This is a genomic window from Methanobacterium aggregans (assembly GCF_017874455.1).
GTDB classification, from domain to species: Archaea; Methanobacteriota; Methanobacteria; order Methanobacteriales; family Methanobacteriaceae; genus Methanobacterium_C; species Methanobacterium_C aggregans.
The window spans coordinates 388,398-411,297 of sequence record NZ_JAGGLN010000001.1; the positions used below are offsets into that span (position 1 = coordinate 388,398).

At 32.4% G+C, this 22,900-nt stretch carries 18 protein-coding genes; 8 read left to right on the forward strand and 10 right to left on the reverse strand.

Annotation, left to right across the window (positions count from 1 at the left end; translation table 11 throughout):
• Nucleotides 1–10: 10 nt before the first annotated feature.
• Both J2756_RS01945 and J2756_RS01950 read right to left on the reverse strand, forming a co-directional pair.
• Nucleotides 11–3,124, reverse strand: a complete 3,114-nt coding sequence (locus J2756_RS01945; RefSeq protein WP_209581829.1) for an Eco57I restriction-modification methylase domain-containing protein — start codon at nt 3,122–3,124, stop codon at nt 11–13.
• Nucleotides 3,125–3,181: 57 nt separating this feature from the next.
• Complete coding sequence (locus J2756_RS01950; RefSeq protein ID WP_209581831.1) at nt 3,182–4,063, reverse strand: nuclease-related domain-containing protein; 882 nt, start codon at nt 4,061–4,063, stop codon at nt 3,182–3,184.
• Nucleotides 4,064–4,223: 160 nt separating this feature from the next.
• Between J2756_RS01950 and J2756_RS01955 the strand changes: the two genes are divergently transcribed.
• Entirely contained in the window at nt 4,224–5,921 is a 1,698-nt protein-coding gene (locus J2756_RS01955) for an SIR2 family protein (RefSeq protein ID WP_209581834.1), read from the forward strand.
• Nucleotides 5,922–5,938: 17 nt separating this feature from the next.
• On the opposite strand, the gene J2756_RS01960 is transcribed toward J2756_RS01955, so the two are convergent.
• Together J2756_RS01960 and J2756_RS01965 are read right to left on the reverse strand one after the other, a co-directional pair.
• The gene (locus J2756_RS01960; RefSeq protein ID WP_209581839.1) at nt 5,939–6,955 is read right to left on the reverse strand and encodes a hypothetical protein; all 1,017 of its coding nucleotides are present in this window, start codon (nt 6,953–6,955) and stop codon (nt 5,939–5,941) included.
• A 95-nt stretch (nt 6,956–7,050) separates the two neighbouring features.
• Nucleotides 7,051–8,151, reverse strand: coding sequence for a DUF4268 domain-containing protein (locus J2756_RS01965; RefSeq protein WP_209581842.1), 1,101 nt, complete (start codon nt 8,149–8,151; stop codon nt 7,051–7,053).
• A gap of 160 nt (nt 8,152–8,311) precedes the next feature.
• Between J2756_RS01965 and J2756_RS01970 the strand changes: the two genes are divergently transcribed.
• Both J2756_RS01970 and J2756_RS01975 read left to right on the forward strand, forming a co-directional pair.
• On the forward strand, nt 8,312–8,959 hold the full coding sequence (locus J2756_RS01970; RefSeq protein ID WP_209582329.1) for a hypothetical protein: 648 nt from the start codon (nt 8,312–8,314) through the stop codon (nt 8,957–8,959).
• A gap of 195 nt (nt 8,960–9,154) precedes the next feature.
• Entirely contained in the window at nt 9,155–9,430 is a 276-nt protein-coding gene (locus tag J2756_RS01975) for a hypothetical protein (RefSeq protein WP_209581846.1), read from the forward strand.
• 421 nt (nt 9,431–9,851) lie between these two features.
• Here the strand turns inward: J2756_RS01975 and J2756_RS01980 are convergent, their stop codons facing one another.
• Both J2756_RS01980 and J2756_RS01985 read right to left on the reverse strand, forming a co-directional pair.
• Complete coding sequence (locus tag J2756_RS01980; RefSeq protein ID WP_209581862.1) at nt 9,852–10,841, reverse strand: HEPN domain-containing protein; 990 nt, start codon at nt 10,839–10,841, stop codon at nt 9,852–9,854.
• Nucleotides 10,842–11,025: 184 nt separating this feature from the next.
• Nucleotides 11,026–11,274 (reverse strand): hypothetical protein, encoded by a 249-nt coding sequence (locus J2756_RS01985; RefSeq protein ID WP_209581865.1) that lies wholly within the window; start codon nt 11,272–11,274, stop codon nt 11,026–11,028.
• Between the two features lie 146 nt (nt 11,275–11,420).
• Between J2756_RS01985 and J2756_RS01990 the strand changes: the two genes are divergently transcribed.
• Entirely contained in the window at nt 11,421–12,257 is an 837-nt protein-coding gene (locus tag J2756_RS01990; protein WP_209581867.1) for a toll/interleukin-1 receptor domain-containing protein, read from the forward strand.
• A 77-nt stretch (nt 12,258–12,334) separates the two neighbouring features.
• On the opposite strand, the gene J2756_RS01995 is transcribed toward J2756_RS01990, so the two are convergent.
• A complete protein-coding gene (locus tag J2756_RS01995; RefSeq protein ID WP_209581869.1) occupies nt 12,335–13,732 on the reverse strand; it encodes a KAP family P-loop NTPase fold protein in 1,398 nt (465 codons plus the stop codon).
• A 533-nt stretch (nt 13,733–14,265) separates the two neighbouring features.
• Between J2756_RS01995 and J2756_RS02000 the strand changes: the two genes are divergently transcribed.
• Nucleotides 14,266–14,484 carry a tautomerase family protein gene (locus tag J2756_RS02000; RefSeq protein ID WP_209581872.1) on the forward strand — a complete coding sequence of 73 codons (219 nt, stop codon included), beginning with the start codon at nt 14,266–14,268 and terminating at the stop codon, nt 14,482–14,484.
• A gap of 111 nt (nt 14,485–14,595) precedes the next feature.
• Here J2756_RS02000 and gshAB read toward each other — a convergent pair whose 3' ends face one another.
• Nucleotides 14,596–15,585, reverse strand: coding sequence for a bifunctional glutamate--cysteine ligase GshA/glutathione synthetase GshB (gene gshAB / locus J2756_RS02005; RefSeq protein ID WP_209581874.1), 990 nt, complete (start codon nt 15,583–15,585; stop codon nt 14,596–14,598).
• Nucleotides 15,586–15,587: 2 nt separating this feature from the next.
• Nucleotides 15,588–17,060 (reverse strand): glutamate--cysteine ligase, encoded by a 1,473-nt coding sequence (locus J2756_RS02010; protein ID WP_209581876.1) that lies wholly within the window; start codon nt 17,058–17,060, stop codon nt 15,588–15,590.
• 429 nt (nt 17,061–17,489) lie between these two features.
• Here J2756_RS02010 and J2756_RS02015 point away from each other — a divergent pair, with 429 nt between their 5' ends.
• From J2756_RS02015 to J2756_RS02025, 3 genes are all read left to right on the forward strand, one after another.
• On the forward strand, nt 17,490–18,851 hold the full coding sequence (locus J2756_RS02015) for an MFS transporter (RefSeq protein ID WP_245315882.1): 1,362 nt from the start codon (nt 17,490–17,492) through the stop codon (nt 18,849–18,851).
• A gap of 147 nt (nt 18,852–18,998) precedes the next feature.
• Nucleotides 18,999–19,601, forward strand: a complete 603-nt coding sequence (locus tag J2756_RS02020; protein ID WP_209581880.1) for a TetR/AcrR family transcriptional regulator — start codon at nt 18,999–19,001, stop codon at nt 19,599–19,601.
• A 132-nt stretch (nt 19,602–19,733) separates the two neighbouring features.
• The gene (locus J2756_RS02025; RefSeq protein ID WP_209581881.1) at nt 19,734–21,167 is read left to right on the forward strand and encodes a DHA2 family efflux MFS transporter permease subunit; all 1,434 of its coding nucleotides are present in this window, start codon (nt 19,734–19,736) and stop codon (nt 21,165–21,167) included.
• Between the two features lie 171 nt (nt 21,168–21,338).
• Here J2756_RS02025 and pheS read toward each other — a convergent pair whose 3' ends face one another.
• Nucleotides 21,339–22,889 carry a phenylalanine--tRNA ligase subunit alpha gene (gene pheS, locus J2756_RS02030; protein ID WP_209581883.1) on the reverse strand — a complete coding sequence of 517 codons (1,551 nt, stop codon included), beginning with the start codon at nt 22,887–22,889 and terminating at the stop codon, nt 21,339–21,341.
• Nucleotides 22,890–22,900: the final 11 nt, after the last annotated feature.

Sequence of the window (22,900 nt, forward strand, 5' to 3'; positions counted from 1 at the left end):
AATAGAAATATTAGTATTTCAAACTCTCCTCAACAATTCTTCTCTCTTTAGGTGTCAAATCGTATAGATCATAGACCATTTCATCAATTTCAGAGAATGCATCCATAATAAAATCGTTTTGAGATTTTAAAGAATCTTTTTCCCCATCTAAAAACTCTAAAATCTCTTTTTGTTTTTTCAAGGATATTTTTTTATGTTTTTTTAGTTCTTCCATAATCTCTTCCTGACTTTTAATGAAAAATTGTTTTAAATTATTAGAAATTTTATCCACTTCAAGGGATGATTTAAGTATTTGTATGATATTAAACATGGAATGATCAAATGAATCCAATTTTAATGATAATTCTTCTGCTTTTTTTTCTATATCATTAAATAAAGACTTATTTTGCGTATTTAATGCAGGCAAAGGAAAACTCTCAATAACCTCTGTTGGGATATTAGTATTAGATTCACCATACATTTTTTTGTAATAATAGTCCATTGCTTTTGAATTTAATATTCCTAATAATGTAAATAGCGAGACATTAACATCTTCTTTGAGATTAATCAGATTTGTGTTTGGCATTGCTATTATTTGATCCTGATCAAAATAAGACACTAACCTTCTTTTGGATTGTCCAGTAATTCTTTGCATTATTATTTTATCTTGCTTATGCCAAGAATAAGTCCTCTTGGACATTTTAGAGGTATTTACATATTTTTCTGTATTTCTTTTGAAATATCTTCTTATATCTTCTCCTTCAACACAACTTTCACACTTCTTTTTTAAAGAAGGATATGAATTTAGATCGGCATTGCTAAAAATTTCTTTTTCTAGAATTGTTCCATCAACTTCAGTTTTTTTAGGAACACTCATCCATCCTTTATGAGCTATTGCATATTTTCCAAAATTAAATTCAGATACATGCATTTTAAGAGATAAAGGGGTGGCAGTTATAAATAATTTATATTTATCTTTATTTAAATTAAATTTAGACTGTTCTACAATGTTTAATTCATGATTTTTTAAGTTGAGAGTGTTTTCTTTTAAAATAACATCTTTATTAATGGAACTTATCCTAATGGAATTGTCTTTTGGACTACTTTTTTCAAGAATTATGATTGCAGTTTCCTTATTAGTATCTTCAAATGGGAAAAATCGATACGGAAAATCGATGATATTATTTATAGATTGTTGAAGAAGTAATTTTCTCATATAAACAAAGCTAGACGCTGTATAAAATGAATTGGGGATAATAAATCCTAATAATCCATTATCTTTCAATAAATATTTTATTGATATAATAGTGAAAAGTTCATACGTGTCCATTTCACTAAATAAATATTCTCTGTATTTGTCCCAAAAATAATCCCTTTCTCCTTCTTTTATTTGTTTAGTGGATATATAAGGAGGATTACCTACAATTATATCAAATTTACCTTCCTTGAATATTTCTTTAAAATTATCCTTCCAAGTAAAGGCTTTTTCACTTATTTTTGTATCATCTATGATTGAATTTCCACATTTTATATTATTATTTAAATCAGGTAATTGAGATTTTTTTTGCGCAATTTTTAAAAACATTCCTAGTTTCGTTATTTCAACTGATTCATCATTAAGATCAACGCCAAAAATATTGTCTTTAAGGATTCTACGTCGTTCTTTCTTATTGTCAATGAATTTGTCTAAACTTGGATCATTTTTATACATCTCGTCATGGATTGCTTCCTGGATTTCAACAAGTATATCTGCAGCTTTATTTAAAAAAGCCCCTGAACCACACGCAGGATCTAATATTTTTATTTTTCTAACTTTTGCATCGAGTTCACTTATATCTGAACCCCTGTATTCAAATATTAATTCATTAACTTCTTTCGTTTTTCCAGATTTACTTAGATAAGGTATTATAGTATTTTTACAGATGTATTCTGTTATGTAACTAGGAGTGTAAAAGATTCCATCCTTTTTACGCCGACCCCTAGATCCTTCTTTAAGATCTTCAATATCCCCTATGGAATTCTCAAAGATATGGCCTAAAATATTAACATCTAATTGACTTTTAAAGTCAAAACTAGAAATTAAAATTAGATTTTTGTATATGGGGTTAAGATCTTCTTTGTAACCTTTAATTGTGGTTTTAATATCTTTAAAATCTTCTTTAAAATCATGTTCTTGCTTTGTTTTTTCAAAAAATTTAGGATCTTCAACTAAATCCCTTATTGGTAATGAACTTAAATCTTCTTCAAAAAATCTTCCATTAAATTTACTTATACTTTCACGCTCTCCAGTGTTTATATCGGAGAATAATTCGCTTAATCGTTTCCAAATTTTGTTTTTACCAATAATCCCTTCTTCAAGGGGGTTTAAAATAGTCTTTTTTGAAATTTTTGAAGGTAACAATCCTTTAGTATCTTCTGCAAAACATATGAAAATATAACGATTTAGGATAGTCTGGGCGTATTCTATAGATTTTTCTCTGTCACAACCTCCATATTCGAGTTCTTTTATTAACATGAGTCGGGTTTCATGAAAAAGGTTATAAAAATTCTTTTCAAGTTTTTTATCCGCTACAAATTTATCCTCTAATAATTTTTGAGGATAATCTTTGTCGACGTGCGATTTTTTTGAGAAAGCCAACATAAAATAATGCAATTTTTTGGGCAACTCTTCAGATTTGAAAGAAATAAATTCATTTTCATTACGGTCTTGATGATAAAGTCTAAATTCATCATAATTAGATACCATTGCCCATTTAGCATCTCTTTTAGGTAAATATCCATAGGCTTGCTCCACAGGAGTTTGATTATTATGACTTTTTTGTCGTATGTCAAGATCGGCTTTTTGGCCTTTAAGTTCTACTATCATGAACTCGTTACCATTATCTAAATGTAAAACAAAGTCACTAGCCTTTCCACCCACTTTTACAGGCTTTTCAGGACGAATACACTCTTCTTTATAACCTAATATTTCTTTTAATATAACATCAGAAAAGTAAAAATAGTTTTGTTTCTCTGATTTGAGCTCTTCACGTTTTAATTTATTAATATGTTTAGTAATCAATTCTTTTTTTGCAAAGTTTAAGTTTAAATCTTTATCTTGAGCAAATTTATCCATCATCTGTGGGTTAAAGAGAGTGTTTTCCATGATTATCACATCTTAAATGATCTACAATTCTTTTTAAACCTTATATTTTTTTACATTTCAAAGAGATTGTAATGAAAATTCACTGATTATGGCTGAAATCTCTTCAATAGTTGATTTATTTAATATTAATCCATTTCTTATAATAAATTGGTGCAATTCATTATAATTCATTATTTTATAACCGTTTAATCTTCCTTCGATTGATACTTCACCTTTCAATGCAACTATTGAGTTAATCCAGACCGTTGAATTTATTGAATGCGTTTTAATGAGTATTTCCCTCAATTTCATGCTGTTCCTTTTAACCTGCTTTCCAGGGGCATGATCTGCTAATTTCAAACCGTCACGAGTTCTGTAGTACCAATCATCTCCTTTGACCACGTATGGAGTTCTATAATTTTTAGTCTCAATGACAAATATCCCAGTAGGTCCCACGACCACATGATCAATATTTCCCCTGTTTCCAGGAGGAGTAACATCATTAAAAATATAGTAACTTTCTGGAAGTTTTTGGAGCTCCTTGGAAACTGTACGTTCTCCTTTAGCCCCCACCATCCAGTTACGACCAACATCATAACTGATTCTTGTAGTAAGGATACCAGCAGCTGTTATTATTACAGCACCCCATGGAGGTCCTGGTGGATCAGTTATTACACTTGGCCCCTGGAGCATATTAAAGACCTTGATGAACTCAAAAATGCCAACAACTATTAATATAACTCCAAAACCCATCCCTAATAAAGAATACAAACTCTTTTTTTCCGCATAAGTACGTTTGTTTTTGGCTGACTTTGAAACTGACTTATGACCGTAACTATCTTTCAGATTCTCAAAATAAGTTAAAGGAAATCCACATTCACCACAACATTCAATCTCCTTAGATTCTTCTTTGGTGACTTCATAATAAATATCGCAGTTGTAACATACCAGATATCCCATTCAAATCATCTCTTGATCTTAGCCCCTAAATCTCCACACTTTCTTCAATCAGTGAAATTGTCTAGATGATTCATCATATTAATAATAAATATTATATATTTTTATATATACATTACTAAAAGGCATAGGTTAAGTTTTAATAAATGTGTGGGGAATTAATTTGGATCCTATTATAAAGTTGGCTGCTAGTGCTTTACCCGGAGAGAAGAAATATATATTATTTGCAGGTGCAGGTGTTTCAAAAGACGCTGGAATCCCTACAACATGGGATTTAATGCTTAAGACTGCAGGTTTGTTATATTCTGCAGAAAATACAGATACAGATGTAAATCTAGAAGAATGGTTTATTAATAGTGATTATTCTAAAATGGAATATTCTGAATTAATAGGTGAAATTTATCCAACTTATCCAGAACAGCAAAATTTTCTTAAAGGATATTTGGAAAGTTCTGAAGTTGGGGATGCACATAGATCTATCGCGGAGTTGGCTAGATTAGGAATAATCAGATGCATAATCACTACGAATTTTGATCATTATATTGAAAATGCATTAATTGAGAAGGGATTAGAACCTCAAGTAATATTTACAGAACAAGACTTAGAAGATTCTGAACCATTAATCCATTGTAAATCCATTCGCGTTTACAAACCTAACGGAACCTTGGGGAAAGGTGCCCTGAAAAATACTCCTAAAGATTTAGAAGAGTTATCCTCCGAAATGGAAGATGAATTAGTGAAAATAATGAGTGAACACGGATTAATAACATTAGGCTATTCTGGGAGAGACCCCAATATTCAGAAAGTCTTTAGAAAAGCTACATTTAAACATTATCCTCTTTTTTGGGTGGATCCTAATCCTCCAATTAAGGAAATGGAAGATATATTAAAATTAAAGAATTACATTTATATACAATGTAGAGGGGCTAATCAATTTATCACTGATTATTTAAGAATTCAAGATACAATAAGAAATTTAGAACCAAATGTCATATCCGGACCAACCTTAATAGACTTGAAAAATGCATTTACATCAGATACACCCAAAGCACCTTTATATTTGGATTATTTGAATGACAAGATCAAAGAATTGAAGAGGGGATCACCTGATTTTGATAGGTTTGTGGAATATGACGATGCTATCGTTGAACAAATAAATAATGGAAAATTAATTTCTTATAATTTTATAGAAGCCATTTCATTAGCTTGTAAATATGGAGATAAAGAATCAATCAATACGATATATGACTTTTTTGGAAACTTCATGAATTTGAACCGAACACCAAAATCTGAAGGATATTCCTTTTTGATATATGAGTTCTTTGTTTCATTCATTGCTCAATTAATCAAGTATAACCAGTGGGATTTAATCGGAGAGATACTTAATAAAGAACTTTTTGTTGAAAATCATTTTAAAAAATATGTTACTTTTCCGTATATTAGCAAATACATACGTGTGTTAGATGAAACTAGAAATAAAAGACTTAAATCTGATAAACTTAGTATAATGGCTGATATGATATGTGAGAGATTCACTCAAACTGAATTGTCTAAATTAATTACCCATAAACAATTTATGGAAGCTGATTATTTCCTTTTTATGAGGACTATTTGCCAAGATGTAAAGAATTGGATACCCCGGAGTTGTGTTTATTTAGAGGAAGAACCTCCTAGTTATATAAATAGAGCTTTAAGTCAAGGTTTCTTAGATAAATTGAGTGAAGCATCAGGGTTTGCAGATTCAAAAGATTTTGCACGAAAACTAGAAGCTACTCATAATAAATTTGATGAATTATTTGATTTTAATCTTGAAAGTCCATTATATTATTTTGATTTTAACCAATTAGGCTCTCGGAAATAATATTTTAAAAATTCGTTTTATTTTTTAATTTCTACTAAATTAAGAGCCTTTTGGGTTTCTAGACTAAGATGCCCTAAAGCCCATTCAAAACCCCTATAATAATCAAAAAGATATAATAAGTCATTAACTACATCTAAAATTTCCAATAATTCATCTTTATCAATTTTAGAAATACCAGTGTGTACAAGCTTATTCCTTTCTTCTACAGCTTTGTTAATGGCCCTCACAATGTGGGGAGGAACTAAAACTTTCCCATTAATTTTTAATTTTGTAGGTAATAATGGTAAATAATCTTTTAACATTTTACGTAGTGGTGGCGATTGTATATTCTCAAGTAACCATTCATTTTGAGGATGAAGTTCATTAGCCAATCTTTTAAATCCAACTTCAGCAGATGAAACTGCCATGATCAACGAGCTTCTAGGATTAGTATTTAAGTTAGAATATGCTTCTCTATACATTTCATGTTCCAAAGGTTCCCGGTCATAGATTTGCATTAAATTTTGTGCTTCATTGATACGTCTGTAGTCCATGTTTGAAATCAATTCAGGCCTAATTGTTAAGCTTTTTTTAGAAGGGGGCATTTTAAACCAAATTTTTCCATCTAATGAAAAATTATAATCTTTAAAACTTTTTAGATAATTATGTTCCCCTTTCAGAGCAAATCTCCACCTCAACATATCAATAGTCCTGATTATGTATGAACTCAATTTCTCATGAATATACATACTAAAAATCCAGAAATCCTCTTCTGCATGTCTAACATCCATAAGGGGATAAGAAGGTATAATACTGCATAAGATAGATTCTATATCACTTGGAACATCAATAAAAGATGTAATATAACTTTGAGTAATTTTTACACCAGTAATAGGTAATAAAACAATAAAATCTTTATAGAAAAAAACTATACAATAATTACTTACAAAATGAGTATCAGGAGGAAGAATTTCTTCTTTATCTTTATCCAAAACAATATCTGCTATTTTAGGGAAATTAAATTTGTGGATAGTAGTTTTCATTTTAAAATACATTAAATCACTTCTTAAACTTTAAGTAGTCATTTATACATACAATTTGGTCTTTATTTAAAAAGGAACCCTTCATAAAGGAGTTAAAATATAGTAGATCAGTTTGTAACATTCGTAATAGGATTATTCAAGTAGTACTTATCTAAAATGGGTTTAAGCGCATCATACAATCTAATCATGGCTTCAGATCCCCATTTTATGTTTTTTTCATCTAAATTTGCACTGTTATTGTGAATATAGATTTGCATCCAATTTTTACCAAAATTTTCATCAAAGATAACCTCTTCATTGGATAATCTTTCTTTAATTAATTCTTTTTGGGAAACGAAGTATTCAAATATCTTTTTATTATCACTTCTAGATGGTTTTTCAAAGTGGAGACAAACCATTAAACGTTCGTTTGGTCTTTTTTTAAACGCCCACTCAAAGTGAACATTCTTATATTCCGTATTCACTGGGAAATAAGTACTCTTGTATGGTCTTCTATCAGGTATTTCTGGTTTAAGTCTTCTGACCTCTTTTAAAAGCTCGGCCCAAAATTCAGACATTTCATTAGGCTTTTTAGTTGCAGTGATCTTAGTTTTTTCCTCTCTAAACATCATAAACTGCTTAGCTTCAGGTAAAGGAATGATAACTGAGGGTGTTATCACTATTTTCTTTTCGACTTGGTGTGCGTCAAGTTTGACACATGTAATATCAATTCCACTATCTCTCAGCCATAAAACAGCCGCTAAAGTATCCTCTTTAAAATCATTAGCAACTAAAATAATCCGGGGTTGATTATCAAACTCAGAAAAATCTTTATTATCAATAAAATCGTTGATTTTTAATTCTACTTCATCTTTAGATATGCTATGATATTCTGCTGCTATTTCAGTAACATCATCTAAAGTAAGAGTTGAACAGTAAGCTGCATAATGAATAGCCTGCAAATCAACAAATGTTTCAGCAACATCCCTCTTCAATTCAATAACAACTAATTTACCATTATTATCCACTGCTAATATGTCTAATCTTTTATTAGTTTTATCAAATCCATCATATTCAGTTGTAATTGTAAGTAATTCTTCTCCCAGTATCTCTGGATGCTCAGCAATCCACTCTTCCATGTGTGTGCGTTCCCATACACCCATCTCAGAAAAATTAGACTCATTAACAATTTTTTCCAACTGCTTGTCTGCACCTACTACAAGAATCATTTAATTAACCCCCTATCATTAAGAAACCTATTATAAACTAGTAACTGATTAATAGTTATTAAATCTAACTAAATAAAATACTACTAATATAACATACTAGTTGTATGTTTAAATAATAAGTATTAAATGCATATTCTACTAACATAAATTAGGTGTTAAAATGTGCTATTTAGTATGTGAGAAATGTGGGGGCTATTATAAGCTTCAGAGAGGGGAATCTCCAAACGATTTTACTAAGAAATGTGAATGTGGTGGAAATTTAATATATTCAAAAACTATGGTCAACAATTATATGTGTGTGGATATAAAGTGTAAATTCGCTGGAACGCAGCATATTGAAGGGCGTTGTCCCGAATGCAATAAACAACTTCATAAAGTAGATTCTAAAGAAGCAATAAGGATTACAAATAATAAGAAAGAATACTCAAAGAACCCTAAAACTTATCAAAAAACTAGAAAAGATGTTACTGGATTAAGTGAACAGATAAACGGTAGAAAAAGAAAACTCGATGAAAAAAGGATTTTCGGAGAGGATGCTTCAACTGATATAATTAAAAATCAAATATTCAACGAAATGGACAATTTTGCTTCAAAAGGATCAGTTTTTAAGCTTGGAAGTATAGGTTCAGCTCTGACAGCAAATGCTATGCCCACAAATTGGTTGTTAGTGAGTGGATTTAATGATTTAATGGAACAAAATAAAATACTTAATAAAATAATTATTCGTCAGAATGAACTTGTTTACAGAGAATTGAAGCGTTTAAACGAGAATTTAGAAAAAAACAATGAATCCACAAATGAAGAGTAGCAATTTAAGGATTAAACAGTTCAATTATTCATTTTTTTGTTATGTATGGTTTTTTAGTTTTTGTAATAATTTACCTTGTTAAAAGTTGTAGCTAAAACGACCTCAGATAATTTAAAAATTATGATATAATTAGGAAATCCTATAATAATGATAATATCCCTAAAATATTTATTTATAAAAAATATGGGAGTTGTTATGATTAAAAGTAAGTTTAACACTTGTAATATTGGTGGTGGCATAGTAGTCAAAAATTACCAGGGATACTTTGTTAGGAGTCATCCTGATTTCCTGAAGGATTTTTCCCATAATGAACATGTTTTCATAGTAGGAATGCAAACATCCCACGAGTTTGTAGATCAAATCAACTACTTATTTGATAAGTTGGATGAAACTATGGGTATTATTAAAAAACAGTCCAAGCAAATTGAGGAATTAAAGATTGAAAATAAAAAATTAAAGAAATCGGATTAGTGAATTGATAAATGTATTTTTTATCCAAAAACTGTGATAATAAATAAAGATAAAAGTTTACTTCGTAATATTGTAGTATAGCGAAATAAATTTGGACTCTAAATTTCAATTTTCACCAACCAAAATCACTCAAAATCATTGAATTTCGATCAATTAGTATACCCCATAGGATCACTTTAGCTCCAGTTTTCAATTTTTAAAAAATTTTGATGATATAAATCCTAAATTTTAGTAAACATTAAAATTTTAAGACTTGAAATTTAGAAAATTCTTTCTAATTTTAGAGTTAAAATTAATATAACGACTTTGTAGTAAATTATATAATAATATAAAAATTATAAAATAAGTTTAATTGACTTCTTTTGAATTTTTTAGTAATTTATCTTAGTAATTTCTCCATCCTTAAAAGTATAATAAGTTTTTAATAATTTACTGGTTTAATTTTTGAGTTATCCTTATCATTAAACCAAATAGAATCAATCTCTTCAAGAAATTTGTCTTTAGATATATTTGAGTATTTCAATATAGCTTCAAAAAGAATCAATCTCACTATTTCCCTTAAAATATTAACAGCATGATCTAATGAGATTTTATTTCCTTCAATTTTGATAAATTCAGTTTCAGAAGATCTTAGACTTGCACTTCCATGAACTATTTTACTTCTCATATCATACATTTCTTTAACGATTTTTTGTATCTGCTTTGGGTTTAATTGGTATTTATGAAATAAAAATAAGGAACTTCTTTGACTAAATCGATACCTCATTTCTGATTTATCATTATGTCCTGATAGCAATGATTCTAATGCAATCATTAAGTCAATTAATTGATCTGATATAAATGAGGAATTTGGGTATCTTTCAAAATATTCTGATGCAATAAGCCACCAATATTTTTTATAATTAAAATTGGGAAATTCATCATATGAATCTAATAAACGCTTCCAAATAGGTAATATAACCCCCAAGTCCTTTTTTTCTATTGTGCAACCTTGGATTTCATGAAAAAATTTTTCTGAGGGTTTTTCCCATATGTCATCGGATACACTAAAACCATCATAAAAAAACTGCTCATAAATTTGACAAGGCTCCTTTTTACAAATGTTAATTGCATCAACTAATTTAGTTATTTGAAAAAAGCCTTCATCCATCAGATAATCTTCCACATATTCTTCTAATAATTCTAAAGGTAAAGATTCCCATTCACAAGACTTATTTTTTCTTAAAATCTCTTTTGGAATTGATTCACCAATTATATCCAGACATTTTCCATTTAAGGTAAATCTAATGCAAGTAAGTTCAGGTTCATCTGATTTTTTAAGTTGGATATTTTCTGTAAAATTGATATCTTGATTAGTATTAATACCTGCTACACTTATTGCCACATATTTGTCCATTAGTTCTTCAAACATTTCAAAAACCTCTAATACTAATAATGAATCAATGAAAACTTTTATTTAGATAAAAGAACATCAAATTGTATTATATGCTTATTATCACATGCGATCATATTAACCTTTCAAGAGTTTAAAGTTTATCATGTAATCATGACTTCATAGCTAGCTTCATTATGCTTAATAATTATTATTTAGAGACTCAGTCATCTTTATATTTATATGGTTTTGATGTTTTCAAATATTCTTTGAACATTTTATCCCTGAGTTTATACCTACCTCGTGCTTCTTTTAAAATAAGATTTTTGCCAATCATATTGCTCAAAACTTTAGATGGTTCTGATTTAATATTTTTGTTTTCTTTAATGAATTTATATGATAAAACATCGGAACCATTTTCTGCCATAATCGTGAGGATCTTTTTTTCCTCATTAGCAGCTCTTTCATACATGTCCCTAAATTCTCTTTGTGCTAAAAAACTTAAAGCCGTAGACCAAGCATTTAAAACTAGAAAAAATAGATAATACAAATTATATCTCTAAAATATGATTATTTCAGTTAATTAAGAAATACAAAACAAACTTAAAAGGCGATAAGATGTGGGATGTATTTATATGTCATGCTTACGAAGACAAAGATGAAATTGCTAGACCTTTAGCTGAGAAATTAAATGAATTGGGAATAAAAGTTTGGTATGATGAATATTCTTTAAAATTAGGGGATAGTCTCCGTAGATCGATTGATAAAGGTTTGACCGGTTCCAATTTTGGTGTTGTTATATTGTCACATAACTTTTTTTCTAAAGAATGGCCTCAAAAAGAGTTAGATGCACTTTATATTCGTGATACACATAAGAAAGTTATACTTCCAATTTGGCATAAAGTTAACGAAGAAGATCTTAGTACGTATTCTTTAACATTAGCAAGCAAATTTGGTGTAAAAACAAGTGAAGGTTTAGATAAAGTTATTAAAAGTATTTTAGAAATAATATATCCTGAAGCTGATTTTTTTGTTAGTAAAGGAGATGTGATAAAAATTTCCCCCTCCAAAATTAACTTAACTGCTGAAGAATGGGCTGTTGAAACCAATTTTACAGTTAAAAACATGTCAAATCATCCTTTACATGATATTGCGTTGGTTATAACATTTGAAGGATCTCATATAAGCTCTGATGACGTGGAGTTTGAATTAATAGAAAAAACAAACATTGCTAAAGGCAATATTGGTTCTGTTGAGATTGATGGAGAATTACTTGGATTAACGATGATAAATAGCGAAGGCAATGAATTCAAAGAATATCATTTATATCAACTAGGGCCTCAAGAACAAAAAACAATCCGTGTAAAATCTAAAAAATCATTTAAAACCGGTAATTTTATCAATTTATTAGTTTCAAATTTTGAGGTAGGAGCTGGGAAAATATTTATTATCTAATTCATTGACAATATTAAATATTATACTCCTTTAAGCCCTCTAGTTAAGTATAAAATAGAGCAGAAGCAGAGTAGGCACTAATCAAAAAATTTATTAGGAATATGATACATCTGTTTTAAAAGTCTTTGATTAATAATTGGATCCTCATGAAGATTATATTTACTACTAAATTTTCCCGTTGTACTATTGACTAAATAAACATAATCATCAAGTTTAATATTCATAAGAGTAGGATACTCATGGATAAATTCCATAAATTTAGTATCTTTTCTACATTTTTCCAGTATTGGATAAGGAGTATTTTTAGAATCTAAATAATCAATTAAATTAATATTTGTTTCTTTAAATATTTCAACTAACTTTTTATGGAAGCTAGGATATTTAAATTGAATTACAGTGAGTTTAGCCCATATTTCAGGTTCTATCTCAAAATTTTGGGTTTTTACTAAGTAATTTTGAATCTCAAGAGTATTTATTAGTTTTTTAATTGTTCTAGGATTACTACCCACCTTAGCAATAATTTCAATATATTCCTCCTTTTTTATATCTGTAAATTCACCTAAGCTATTAATGAACTGTTTAATTATTTCTTCCCTTAGAGGAGGTATAAAGAATGGTATATGTATTATTTTATCTAAATAACCTTTTTTCCAGTTTAGATCCATATATGCATATTTTTTTTCTAAATATTTCTCAATTACTTCCTTATCAACACCAATGATAAAAACGCAATGTTCAACATTTAAAAAAAGCTTTAGAGCCTCCAAAATATCTATAGCCTTTTCAGGAGTACATCTATCAAGATCATCAATGAAAACTATTAATCTTCCACAATTATCACTTGCATTATGATCCCCACAAACATAATCTTTAACAATTTCCTCAAAATCCATTTCAAATTCACTTAAATACTTTAATGTTTTTACTGAATCTTCTTTTGATAGTTTTAATAGCCGATTTGTTGATTCCTGAAAAGTCAATTGTCTCGGTAAAAATTGGTTAACAACAGCCATACTTGCTCCAAACCAATTAATATTTTTAATGAGCTTTTTAACTTTTTTCTTTATTCTTGAATTGTAATCATTATCATTTTCCATCTCTCTTAAGATTGTTAATATAAGTGCTACCCGTAAATCATGAGTTTTTTCAAATTTCCAAGCATCAAACCAAACTGTCTTAATAACTGATTTTTTATCCACATTTCTATTTATATATCGCAGAATTCTTCTCGTCAAATGAGTTTCTTTGGTAATCTTCTTTTTCGTCTCTAACTCATTTTTAATCATCTGCATCAAACTAGTCTTTCCGGAACCCCATTCTCCATATAATCCAATAGTAAGGGGAGTTTTTTGTGTCGTGATTATTTCTTTCAAAATATTGGCAAAAACCTTATAATTTAATAAGTCTATACCTTCAAAAGTATCAGTAAGCAAATTAAGAGAATTATTTTGTGTAGTCTCATTATTAATAGTCATCTAATCACATCACATTTCCATATAACAATTATTCTTAATTTATCAAATGGAAAGTCTGATTTCTGTAACACTATGATATTAACTATGTTCTAAATGTTATTTATAATTTCTAAAAAAATATTTGTCATACTTATAACAACTATAGAGTAAACAATACTAACCTATAACGAAGTAAAGTTTTATCTTCAGATCTGGCCTGTTTGAAAACTGTAAAAACCTACCAATTTCATCCCTATGGTATACACCTAACGATCTATTTAGAGCAGTTTTGTAAATTTTTAATTTTCGAGGAAAAACTTTGGAATTTTCAGGAAAAATCATGAAAGTAATATTTGTATAGTTCAAAAATAATACTTATTATCTTGACTCATTTTTTTTTGAAAATAATGGAAACATTTTCTAATATTTTACAGATTTACTCTTTTCATGTTAAATTTAATAGATTTTTTTTTTGATTAGTAATTATTTGAATAGGAAATTACATATTTTATTTTTAATAAGTGAAAAATATCATAATATGGGAGTGTGATAAAATGCCAGTGGTTCATGTAAATGTGTGGAAGGGTTTTGAGCAGGAAAAAATCGACTATTTAATTGAAAACTTGACTAAAGTCTTTGTGGATATAGATATTCCAGCAGAAGCCGTGGAGATATTAGTACATGAGGTACCTCAATCCCACTGGGGAATAGGTGGAGTACCAGCTTCAGAAAAATTTAAGGGTGTGGACGTACCTGGATGGACCAAAAAATAATAATCCAAATCTTTTTTTGATTAAAACTCTGGAAAATTTTAGGGATTCATTTGGTTATCCCATTAAAGATCTCCAAAAATTTAGGAGCACGAGGTAGCCAAACTTATAATCTCAAAATCCTAATAAATCAAGTAGCTTCTTCTCAACGTGTCTGTTCTGACCCTGACATGGGAAATTGTGTGGATACAGTACCGGGTTAAAATTCAGTTCAATGATACTGTGATTGTGTTGATCAGGCTTTGCTTTTACATCCTGGATGATCATATCTGCCCCACATATCTTTGCACCTACAGCCCTTGCAGACTTCACAGCAATGATCTTGTACTCTTCTAACATCTCATCTGTAAAATCAATGCTGTCACCACCTGTACTGATGTTGGAATTTTCCCTGAGATACACAACCTCACCATTTTGTGGAACGTAATCTGTGTCTTTCCCCTGAGAAGCCAGGTGATTCACTTCTACAGTTCCTATGCTGATTTTTTCAAGCGGAGTAACATGGCCCTTACCCCTTAATGGGCTTTTATTTTTTTCAGAAACCAGTTCCCTGATACTGTGGAGTCCATCCCCCACAACATTTGCTGGAACTCGGTGCATTACTGCCACCACCTCATCCTTGATTACCAGAAACCTGTACTCCCTGCCAGGTATGAATTCTTCAATCATAACGGAACTATCGTATTCTAAGGCCTGTGCAACTGCACTTTTATAATCCTCCTGTGATTTCAGGTCCTTGAGTATCAAAACACCTTCTCCAAAATTAGTGGATTTAGGTTTTATCACGATATCCTTACCAAGGACGTCAGAATACTTTTTTAAAGCTTCATCCAGATCTTTCACATTTATACTCTCAGGCACATTGATACCCTGCTCCTTAAGAATTAACTTGGTCACTTCTTTGTTTCCCATGATTGATGGACTTATATATGTGTCTGCAGAGGTTTTTGTCGCCTGTTTCACATATTCAACCTTACTACCTTTTTTTAAACGGATGAAATTATCATCCCGGTCAAGTACATCAACCTCTACACCCCTAGTTAATGCTTCAGTTATAACAATCTGTGTTGAAAGTTCAAGTCCTTCATAGCTTTTTAGTGACATGATCAAGTCTTCCTCATGATATTTTTCTGTGAATTTTTTATCGCATATCTGGTTCCAAATTCTAAAAAGTTTTCATTGTTCTTTTTCATTTCCCTGTGCATCATTTCAGACGGCAGCAATGAAATATCAAAAAGCTTTTTGTATTCCTTTTCAACGCTCCTAAGATATCTTTCATTCCCGGTGCCTTCAGAAATCAGCTCTGCTACATCTTTAAGCCTTTCAAATATTTCTTCTCCCCACAATTTCAGACCAACTGCTCCTTTATTATATTTTTGGAGCATTAAATCCTCCTTCCTTCCATAGAGTGCCACTAAATGGTGATTTAAATTTATTACTCCATGTTCCTCCTCGGTGATGGTGGCACTTCCTTCAAACAAACAGAAAAGCATGAAAACTTGAAGGAAATACATCTCATCAATGCTTAAACCCATTTTTTCAAATGGATTCAAATCCAAAATCCTTAGCTCTACATATTTCACTCCTCGTTTTTCCAGTGCATCCAGCTGGGTTTCCCCTTTGTTGATATTTTGCTTCAGTCGAATTGAAGAGTAAAATTCGTTTTCTTTTTGCAAAGTATTCCCATTCAGCTGTATTTGAGAACCATTCCTGTATATGCCCAACTTTGAATACTCTGTATTTTTGGTTGCCATCAACTTACGAAGCTTTGCAGAGTATTCCTCCAAACCATTGAAATAAATACTATGCTTGTGTTTAAAAGTATTTGAGTACCCAAATCTGCTTACGCGTAGAGATGTTGCATATTTATTGAAATTTTCAATAACATCCACACAGCACTGACTGCATTTTTGGATTAACTTAATTTCATTGTTTATGACTGAATAATAGGTAGAATGGTAGAATGGTGATGCACCGAAAAGGTAAATCAACATCCAACGATAGCGCAAAAAGTTTCTTGCAAGTGCAAAATGCATTTCATCAATGAATAAACGTTTATCCTTTTCATTTCCAAATTGTTCATATAGATAATCAACCATTCCTTTGCCAAAGGAAAAATTATAGTGAATTCCTGATATCATCTGCATTTTCTTGCCATAACGCAGTGCCAACCCTTTTCTATATGTTTCCATATTTACTCCGTCCTCAGAATCAGAAAACCTTGCAATGGGGATACTATCTTCATTTGGAAGCTTTGGAGGCATACTAAGTGGCCAGAGCAGTTCATTGCCGATACCATCCTCAACCTCAATACTTATTGCATTTAATTCATCATATGCTTCTTCAATTGAATTGAAGGTTGGTGTTATCATCTCAATCTGACTTTCAGAAAAGTCCGTGGTGATACGTGGATTTTCGGTTTTATCCCCAAATACTGAGGGGTGGGGTGTCAGGGCAAGATCACCTGAGGACACAATCCTCTGACACTCTTTTTCTATGCCGAAATTGCCATCTACCAGTAGCTTTCCTTTATCCTCTTTTAAAAAAGACTTTGATACTTCTGAAAAATTCCAGTTCATAAAATCCTCTTTTTAGTTTTGGTAAAGTCCTACTCCAATTCAGCAAGAAAACGCTTGAAATAAAGAGAGGCATAAAAAAAATCGTGTGATACATTTGGTTTTGCGCTTAATTTGTCAATTGTATCCAAAATCAATGTTCTGGATACCAATGAATTGTTTTTAACCTGTTGACATTATGTGAGCGATTTAATTGAACATAGCTTGCAAAAGGAGATGTTGCTCAATTACAGGTGTTACTAATAATAATTGTATTAAAACATCAGTTTTCTTAACTATCGGTTATCCAATATTTATATTTATCGGTTACACATTACTGATCATCCTATAAATTAATGGCATAATTTCAGCAAAAAAATAAAAAACAAACCCTTTTTAAAGTTTAAAACAAAAACTCCACCTATGGAATCAACTGACAGCAAAAAAATCTTGATGGTACTCTTTCTCGGAGTTTTTATAGGATCACTCGACCTGGGCATTGTTGGCCCTGCACTGCCTGCAATTCAATCCTACTTCGGAGTGAACGAGAGAATGGGGTCATGGCTTTTCACCTTATACATCCTATTCCTCATGATAGGAACACCCTTAATGGCCAAACTATCAGACACCTACGGCAGAAAGACCCTCTACATAGTGGACGTACTCCTATTTGCCGTTGGTTCACTTGTAACCATATTCGCATTATCCTTTGAAATGATCCTTCTTGGAAGGGCCATTCAGGGATTTGGAGCTGGAGGCATATTTCCAGTTGCAAATGCAGTTATTGGGGACACATTCCCCCCAGAAAAACAGGGCAATGCAATGGGAATAACAAGCTCGGTATGGGGATTTTCAGGAGTTTTAGGCCCAGTATTTGGGGGCTTACTCCTTAAGTATGGCTGGCAGTGGCTTTTTGTTATAAACATACCCCTATCTATTTTCATAATAGTTGCAAGTATTTACATACTCCCTAAAAGTGAAAGGGTCGACGGAATGCACTTCGACTGGAAGGGACTCTCTGTACTTGGTGTTCTTGTAACCTGCCTTGCCTATGGAGTAAACCAAATCAACACCACCGATGTACTGTCAAGTTTATTTTCATTGGATGTTCTTCCATTCTTGCTTGTTGCCCTGGTGCTGCTTCCAGTTCTCTGGAAGGTTGAAAACAGTGAAAAGGACCCGCTTATCCAGATAGACCTCTTCAAAAGCAGGGAGGTTAAGCTCCTTGGAACCTTCTTCATTGGAACTGGACTAACCCAGGCTGCAACAGTTTTCATACCTGCATTTGCAGTGGTTGCCCTATCCCTCACAACCTCAAATGCCAGTTTAATGGTCATGCCAATGGCGATTGCAATGGCTATAGGGGCACCAATTGTAGGAAAACTCCTGGATTCACTGGGCTCTAAAATAATCATGATCACAGGAACATCAGTACTTGTAATAGGCCTTTTCATCATGGGGTTCTTCCCAGAATCATTTTACCTCTTCATAACTGCAGGTGTGCTCATTGGAGTTGGTATGGCCACGGTTATAGGCTCACCACCAAGGTACATAATGATCGTTGAGAGCCCACCAAAACACAGGGCTTCAGGCCAGGCACTCATCAACATAAACAGCAGCGCAGGGCAGCTTATTGGAGGGGCACTCATAGGAGCAATAATAGGATCCCAGGCAGGAATGATGGGAGGTTACCAATCTGCATTTATGATCATGGGATTCGTGGCCATCATAATGACAGTTCTGACCCTTGGACTTAAAACACGGGCTGAACAGCTTGAAACCATGAAAAGGAACTTTGAAAATCATTATGAATAAGATCAATGTGTTACGATTTATTAATTCGTGACCCCTTTATATATTCCTTTTTTTACTGCCATACCAACATCAACTTTAAATATGGTCCAGCACATAAATGATAGTAGTTTTTATATAGACCAGTCATTATAATTTGGTTTTGGTAATATGGATGAAGAGATCAGCACACGGGATAGAATAGTTAGGGCTGCAACACGCCTTTTTCAGTTAAAGGGGTATCATGCCACAGGATTGAATGAGATCCTGAGGGAAAGTAATGCACCTAAGGGTTCATTATATTACTACTTTCCAAATGGAAAGGAAGAACTGGCCCTTGAATCAATTGAGTTAACCAAGGTCTTCGTTGAAGAAACCATAAGGAAAAGGCTTTCAATGATTGAGGATCCTGCTGAATCCATTAAAAATGCCATTCAGGAGATGGCAGATTTCATTGACATGGCGGAAAACGAGAAAATCTCCCTTAGAAGTACTAAAAAGGTTTCCGTTAACCTGGTTGCACTTGAAACATCTTCAAGCAATGAAAATTTAAGGAAAGCCTGTGAATCTGCTTTTGATGCTTGGCAGAATGTTTATGCTGGAAAACTGATCCAGGGAGGTTTCACAAAGCAAGAAGCCAAAAAATTAAGTATGGTAATTCAATCCATGATTGAAGGAGCCATAGTCATGTCCCTGACCAAAAAAAGTGATGTACCCTTTTTTGAGGTTGCAGAAGTCATTCCATCCATATTAAAACTAGAAAATAAGAACTAAGGATCATTGAAGCCTTTTTTAATGATTTTTTTTAATAAAAATTATGTAGACCAATCTAATTAGTTTGCTGAACCGTTATAGAGGGGTTCCTAATATTATGTAGACTGGTCTAATACAGGAGAGTATTCAGAAATGGTTTTAAATTCAAATGAAAATAATTTCTCACTTAACAAAAATAACACTAAAAAAATCTTAGTTGTACTTTTAATAGGTGGATTTATATCCATGTTAAATGAAACTGCACTAAACATTGCATTTCCCAATATAATGTTACAATACAATATTTCAGCTGGAACTGTGCAGTGGTTAACCACAATCTATGTTCTTGTTTCAGGCATTGTATTCCTTATCAGCGCCTTTCTTATCCAGCGGTTCTCAACAAGAAAATTATTCATATCCTCAATGGTTTTTTTAATTATAGGAACTATTGTATCAGGCATTTCAACAAATTTTCCAGTTTTATTTACTGGACGGCTGATACAGGCAATTGGAACAGGTATCCTCGTACCTTTAATATTTAACACTGTGCTAATATTGATTCCACGAGAAAAAAGAGGATTAGTGATGGGACTTGTGAGTCTCGTAGTGCTCTCCGCACCAATGTTTGCACCAGTACTTATGGGATTCCTTATGGGATTTATGGACTGGCACTGGTTCTTTTTAATGGTTTTAGTCTTTTTTGTAGCGACATCAATTTTAGGACTATCTTCTTTAAGAAACATCACAAAAATTACACATCCTAAACTTGATATTCTATCTGTTATCTTAGCTGCTGTGGGATTTACTGGAATTATAACTGGTTTTAGCGGCCTAGGAGACTATGGATTAAGTCTAAATGTAACTATTCCCCTAATTATAGGCCTAGTTAGCCTTATCATATTTACAATACGCCAATTAATTGTGGAAAATCCTTTACTGGATCTTCACGTTTTTAAGTATCCTTTTTTCACAATAGGGATAATAATTAATGTAATTAATGTTATGGTAGTTTTTGCAATAGTGATTCTACTTCCAATGTACCTGCAGAATGCACTTGGAACCACAGCTCTTATTGCCAGTCTTGTAATACTGCCTGGAAGTATTTTAAACTGTTTCTTACCCCTTCTCTCAGGCCATATATATGACAAACACGGAACAAGAATTGTCATTAGCTCAGGCCTGGCCCTTATGTGTATTTCCATGATATTCTTCTCGCACCTTTCTGCTTCAACAACCCTTATAACCGTGTTAATTATAAATTGCAGTTTATATATAGGATCAGCCCTTTTAATGTCACCAAATCAGACAAATACTCTGGGAAACTTGGATTCTAAGTATTATGCTTCAGGTTCAGCCATAATGACAGCTTTACAGCAAATTGGAGGTGCAATTGGTTCATCTCTATTTGTAAGTTTCATGACCTTCAGCCAACAAAACTACCTTCAAAACATCATTAATCCAAATTCAACACAGCAAATATCTGCATTAATATCTGGTGTGAACTTTTCATTCACAATAGGAGCAGTGATACTTGGATTTGTATTTGTTCTGTCGCTGTTTTTAAAACGTGGAACACCACAAACATGAAAAAATAGCATGGTGATTTAAACCACTATTTTTTTTTAGTGTGAAAATGGGGTTTCATTAAAAAAAACATCTGATTTTCTATTTTTTAAAGAATTAATTTAAAAATAATCTTGAATTTAAAAATAATTTTAAAAAATGAAATATTTAATAAAAAAAGGATGTTTCAGAGCTTCAGTCTGTTTTAACACCCTGAGAAACTGGTAACCTGCGCAACCATCCAATATCACTCTTGTAGAGCATTCTTATGTCGCTGATACCGTAGCGTATCATTGCAAGGCGCTCAATTCCAAGGCCAAATGCCAGTACTGGTACATCGATACCCAGAGGCTCAAGTACTTCTGGTCTGAACATTCCAGATCCTCCAAGCTCTATCCAGCTCTCCTTCTCAGGCAGGTAGATCTCACACTCAGTTGAGAGGTAGGTGTATGGGAAGTAGGCTGGTCTGAATCTGACTTCGAATCCTAACTTCTTGTAGAACTCCTTGAGTATTCCAAGGAGGTTTTTGAAGGTTATATCCTCACCTGCAACTATTCCTTCCACCTGATGGAACTCCGGAAGGTGTTTGTAGGTTATGGTTTCCCTTCTGAAGACCCTACCAACTGAGAACATCTTGAGTGGTGGTTTGTTTTCAGCTAAAAACCGTGCTGAAAGGCATGTTGTGTGGGTTCTGAGTACTGATTGTTTTGCAATTTCCCTGTTCCATGGGTACTTCCATCCCGTGGATCCAGTGGCTCCACCGTTCTCATGAACTTCTCCAACCTTCTTCACAAGCTCTTCCCGTGGCAGCTTTGCGTATCTTGGGTTTTTAACGTAAAATGTGTCCTGCATTTCCCTTGCTGCATGATCCTGAGGCTGGAAGAGGCAGTCGAAGTTCCAGAATGCAGATTCCAGTATGTTACCTCCAGACTCTGTGAAGCCCATGTTAAGGAAAATATCACGTATCTCCTCAATTATCCTCTGAAGGGGGTGCATCTTACCTGGAAAAATTTCAGGGTGCTCTGCATTTATATCATAGCCCCTGTAGTGTAATGATTTCCATGCTCCAGTTTTAAGCTGTTGGTGTGTGAGCTGGGTTGCCTCTTCACGTATCTCAATCCCAACATCAAGGAGTTTCATTCCCTTGTCAAGAACTTTAAGTGTGTGACTTGTTTTTTTGTCGATCTTAATAATGTTCTTACGTTTTTTCAGGTTTTTAAGGGACTTTTTAAGGTCTCCTCCAAGGTCCTGGAGGTTCACCTTTCCCTGGGTAAGGGTATCTATGAGTTCCTCATCGCTGTCTCTTGTGGTGAGGGCAGTTTTTCCTTCCTCTGTGATTGTAACGTTTCCCTTATCAACAGATGCCCACCGCTTCCTTAAAAGCCAACCAATTGCTATTTTAACATCCACAGCTTCTAACCCTGATTTTTCCGGCATCTCATCCATTGAGATGGTTCCATATTTATCAAGGGCTTTTAGGAGCTGTTTTTCTGGCAGACCATTTTTTGAGTAGTCCAGGCCGATATCTGTTAGTCCTGCAAATTCCTGAACATCCTTTTCCACTTCTATGATGTCCTTGGATGCCATGGAACCTGCTGCACTCATAACTGATTTTATGTCCATATCTATGGACTCTGATATGGCTTCTGGTGAAGATTCGTAATTGAAGGATTCTAAGCTTTTTAGAACCTTCTTCTCGTAAATATGCAGTTCATCAATGACCTTTTTAAGTTTATCATCATTCATTTTTATCATCC

Coding starts and splice junctions, on each gene's coding strand:
- J2756_RS01945 (WP_209581829.1), bottom strand. CDS start 3,124: ATGGAAAACACTCTCTTTAACCCACAGATGATGGATAAATTTGCTCAA.
- J2756_RS01950 (WP_209581831.1), bottom strand. CDS start 4,063: ATGGGATATCTGGTATGTTACAACTGCGATATTTATTATGAAGTCACC.
- J2756_RS01960 (WP_209581839.1), bottom strand. CDS start 6,955: ATGTATTTTAAAATGAAAACTACTATCCACAAATTTAATTTCCCTAAA.
- J2756_RS01965 (WP_209581842.1), bottom strand. CDS start 8,151: ATGATTCTTGTAGTAGGTGCAGACAAGCAGTTGGAAAAAATTGTTAAT.
- J2756_RS01970 (WP_209582329.1), top strand. CDS start 8,312: ATGTGCTATTTAGTATGTGAGAAATGTGGGGGCTATTATAAGCTTCAG.
- J2756_RS01975 (WP_209581846.1), top strand. CDS start 9,155: ATGATTAAAAGTAAGTTTAACACTTGTAATATTGGTGGTGGCATAGTA.
- J2756_RS01980 (WP_209581862.1), bottom strand. CDS start 10,841: ATGTTTGAAGAACTAATGGACAAATATGTGGCAATAAGTGTAGCAGGT.
- J2756_RS01985 (WP_209581865.1), bottom strand. CDS start 11,274: ATGTATGAAAGAGCTGCTAATGAGGAAAAAAAGATCCTCACGATTATG.
- J2756_RS01990 (WP_209581867.1), top strand. CDS start 11,421: ATGTGGGATGTATTTATATGTCATGCTTACGAAGACAAAGATGAAATT.
- J2756_RS01995 (WP_209581869.1), bottom strand. CDS start 13,732: ATGACTATTAATAATGAGACTACACAAAATAATTCTCTTAATTTGCTT.
- J2756_RS02000 (WP_209581872.1), top strand. CDS start 14,266: ATGCCAGTGGTTCATGTAAATGTGTGGAAGGGTTTTGAGCAGGAAAAA.
- gshAB (WP_209581874.1), bottom strand. CDS start 15,585: ATGTCACTAAAAAGCTATGAAGGACTTGAACTTTCAACACAGATTGTT.
- J2756_RS02010 (WP_209581876.1), bottom strand. CDS start 17,060: ATGAACTGGAATTTTTCAGAAGTATCAAAGTCTTTTTTAAAAGAGGAT.
- J2756_RS02015 (WP_245315882.1), top strand. CDS start 17,490: ATGGTACTCTTTCTCGGAGTTTTTATAGGATCACTCGACCTGGGCATT.
- J2756_RS02020 (WP_209581880.1), top strand. CDS start 18,999: ATGGATGAAGAGATCAGCACACGGGATAGAATAGTTAGGGCTGCAACA.
- J2756_RS02025 (WP_209581881.1), top strand. CDS start 19,734: ATGGTTTTAAATTCAAATGAAAATAATTTCTCACTTAACAAAAATAAC.
- pheS (WP_209581883.1), bottom strand. CDS start 22,889: ATGAATGATGATAAACTTAAAAAGGTCATTGATGAACTGCATATTTAC.